4 protein-coding genes and 1 pseudogene are annotated in these 3305 nt (G+C 69.3%); 3 read left to right on the top strand and 2 right to left on the bottom strand.

Annotation, left to right across the window (positions count from 1 at the left end):
* Positions 1 to 171 (bottom strand): annotated as a pseudogene (locus tag U9979_RS11440) (transposase); the annotation flags it as partial.
* A gap of 197 nt (positions 172 to 368) precedes the next feature.
* Between U9979_RS11440 and U9979_RS11435 the strand changes: the two are divergent.
* Positions 369 to 512 (top strand): hypothetical protein, encoded by a 144-nt coding sequence (locus tag U9979_RS11435; RefSeq protein ID WP_322779365.1) that lies wholly within the window; start codon positions 369 to 371, stop codon positions 510 to 512.
* A 19-nt stretch (positions 513 to 531) separates the two neighbouring features.
* Here the strand turns inward: U9979_RS11435 and U9979_RS11430 are convergent, their stop codons facing one another.
* Complete coding sequence (locus U9979_RS11430) at positions 532 to 1674, bottom strand: acyl-CoA dehydrogenase family protein (RefSeq protein ID WP_322749524.1); 1143 nt, start codon at positions 1672 to 1674, stop codon at positions 532 to 534.
* A 415-nt stretch (positions 1675 to 2089) separates the two neighbouring features.
* Between U9979_RS11430 and U9979_RS25185 the strand changes: the two genes are divergently transcribed.
* Entirely contained in the window at positions 2090 to 2578 is a 489-nt protein-coding gene (locus tag U9979_RS25185) for a transposase family protein (protein WP_416219972.1), read from the top strand.
* Positions 2526 to 3305 (top strand): transposase (locus U9979_RS11425; protein ID WP_322779364.1); only part of this gene is annotated, 780 nt, incomplete at its 3' end. The genes U9979_RS25185 and U9979_RS11425, both read left to right, overlap by 53 nt.

Genomic DNA, 3305 nt, shown 5'->3' with positions numbered 1-3305 from the left:
TGGCGAGGCGCAGTGCTCGGCGACGACATCGCCCTGGGCACGAACCAACTCGGCGGTGGGCTGAGCGACGATCGTGCGAATCGTAGCGGCGAGCATCTCCGCGGCCTGCTTGGGCACCCGGACGGCAACATTACGCTGAAAACGGACCCGGCAACGCTGCCAGGCTGCGCCTCGCGATCTACGTGCCCCAGCCCCACTCCTTGATCCGCATTTCCTTCGGTGCGACGAGTGGAAGGAAGACGTCAGGAGACGCCAGTTTTCGGGCGGAAAATGTATGTCAACCATCCACTCGTGCTGGGCCGGTTATCTGCCCGGTTTGCATCAGTGACCGGTGGCTACCAACCGAGGACGGCGGCGATCCGCTCACGGTGGTGGGCGACGTCGACGATCAGGTCATCCTGTCCGCCGACCATGGCCCGCCGACCATGGCCCGGCAGCCGGCCTCGACCAGGATCGACCGGGCGTCGATCCCGCTCGCGGGCGCACAAGCATGCTGGAACGGGCCGTCCTGATCCCGCCGGCGTCGGCCGGTCAGACGCCGAGGGACTTCCCGATGATCTCCTTCATGATTTCGGTCGTGCCGCCGTAAATGGTCGTGATCCGGACGTCGCGGTATGCGCTGGCGACGGGGTACTCCAGGATGTAGCCGTAGCCGCCGTGCAGTTGAACGCAGGCGTCGACCACCCTCTTGTGCAACTCGGTGACCCACCACTTGGCCTTCGCCGCCCGTTCCGCGGTCAGCTCGCCGCGCGCGGACTGGGCCAGACAGGCGTCGATGAACGTCTCGGCGATGTCGAGTTCGGTGTCCATCTCGGCGAGCAGGAAGCGGTTGTGCTGGAACGTGCCGATGGGCTGGCCGAAGGCGGTGCGTTGCTTGGCGTACTCGAGCGTCGCGTCGAAGACGGTGCGAGCACCCGTGACGCCTGCGACCGCGATCGACAGCCGCTCGTCGGGCAGGTTGTGCATGAGGTGGTAGAACCCGCGTCCCACCTCGCCCAGCACGTTCGCCGCCGGGACGCGCACCTCGTCGAAGAACAGCTCGGCGGTGTCCTGCGCCCGCTGGCCGATCTTGTCGAGTTTGCGGCCGCGGGTGAACCCGGGCATGCCACGCTCGACCACCAGGAGGCTGAAGCCCTTGTGGCCGGCGGCGGGGTCGGTACGGGCCACGACGATCACGAGGTCGGCGTTGATCCCGCTGGAGATGAACGTCTTGGTGCCCGAGACGATCCAGTCGTCGCCGTCGCGCACGCCGCTCGTGCGGATGCCGGCGAGGTCGCTGCCGGCGCCCGGCTCGCTCATCGCGATGGCACCGATCAGTTCTCCGGACGCGAAGCCCGGCAGCCAGCGCTTCTTCTGCTCCGGGGTGGCCAGCCGGATGAAGTAGGGCGCGACGATGTCGTTGTGCAGGCTCAGCGCCGGGGGGCCGGACGTGGCCCGGGCGAGCTCCCCGGTGACGATCGCGTTGTACCGGAAGTCGTCCACGCCACCGCCGCCGAACTCTTCCGGGACGTTGAAGCCGATCACGCCCTGCTTGCCGGCGGCCAGATACAGCGACCGGTCGACGATGCCGGCTTCCTCCCACCGTTGCTGGTGAGGGACGATCTCGCGGGCCACGAACTGCCGGACCAGATCACGGAACTGCTCGTGTTCGGAATCGAAGCCTGCCGAACCCATACCGCCTCCTCGACCCACCCTGAATCGCGGAACCCCGCGATTCAGGGTACGCAAACCAGACTGATCCCGAGCATCTGTCGCGTCTCGGCGCGGGGCCTTCGGCGCGGGCGCCGTCCTCCCGCCGGGTCTGCTCGGCGCAGGGCCGAAAGACCGCGACCAGGTCGTCAGCCCGGCCCGGCAGCCTGGGTCTGGTGTCGTACGAGAGCTGAATGGTCCGCAGCCGGCGTGCGGTGCCGGTCCTCGGACGGTTCCGTCGAGATCGGTCAGGTTCCCAGGGTGGCGAACCGGACGGGCTCGCGCAGGACGGTGGTGGCGGCGGGGTCTGTCAATATAACGGCTCAGACAAGATTTTCGTAGCTGAAGATCGAATCTGGTGGGGCCGTGACGGCAGGTCAGTTCGGGTGCATGCTGGCTGGTGTGTGACATCGACTTGGCGGCCTTACTGCCGCAGTTGGCCGCGGTGCGAGTGGATGCGGTGGAGCCCGGTACGGGCGTGGTCCGGATCACGGCGCGGTCCCGGGAGGGTGTGGCGGTCGCGTGCCCGGCGTGCGGATGGTCCTCGGCGTGGGTGCACAGTAGGTACGTGCGGCACGTGGCCGACGAGGCGGTCGGCGGCCGCCCGGTCCTGATCGATCTGTCGGTGCGCCGCTTGTACTGCGAGAACCCCGCCTGTCCAAAGACCACGTTCGTGGAGCAGGTGACCGGGCTGACCGCCCGCTATCAGCGACGCACTCCCGCCCTGCACCGCCCGGCTGGGTGCGGTCGCGGCGGCCCTGGCGGGGAAAACCGCCGCCCGGCTGCTGCCGTACCTGCACCAGGCGGTCAGCTGCAGCACGCTGCTACGCCTGCTGATGGCGCTGCCGCTGCCCGAGCTGTCGGTGCCCACAGTGCTGGGGGTCGATGACTTCGCGTTGCGGCGAGGGCATCGCTACGCCACCATCCTGATCGACGCCGTCACCCACACCCGCGTGGACGTGCTGCCCGACCGCACCGCCGGAACGCTCACCGCCTGGTTACGCGCCCACCCCGGTGTGGAGATCGTCTGCCGGGACGGCTCGGCCTCCTACGCCCAGGGAATCACCGACGCCCTGCCCGGTGCGGTGCAGGTTAGCGACCGCTGGCACCTGTGGCGGGGCCTGGCCGCCGCAGTGGAGAGGACCGTCGCCCAGCACACCGCATGCTGGCGCACGGCGCCAGCCGAAGGCGCGCCGGGCTCCCGCAACGAGCGCACCCTGCAGCGGCACGCCGCCGTCCACGAACTACTGGACGCCGGCGTCGGACTGTGCGAGAGCGCCAGACAGCTCGGGCTCGCACTGAACACCGTCAAGCGCTACGCCCGCGTCCCCGATCCCGACCAGCTGATCCGCCCGCCCCAGTACCGGCACTGCCTGGTCGACCTGTTCCGCGACCACCTGCGCGAGCGCCGGGCCGCAGGGCCGGTGGCCACTACCACGCTGCTCGCGGAGATCCGCGCGATGGGCTACACCGGCAGCGCGAACCTGCTGGACCGTTACCTCAAGCAGGGCCGGGCCGAGTACCCGCTGGCGGATCCCTCGATCCGCCGCCGCACCGCCTGGATCATGACCGCTCCCGGTCACCTGCGCGACGAACAGCGTGCCCACCGCGACACG

The organism is Protofrankia sp. Cas4, assembly GCF_963555915.1.
Taxonomy (GTDB): Bacteria; Actinomycetota; Actinomycetes; order Frankiales; family Frankiaceae; genus Protofrankia.
This window is presented reverse-complemented; position numbering and strand designations above follow the sequence as displayed.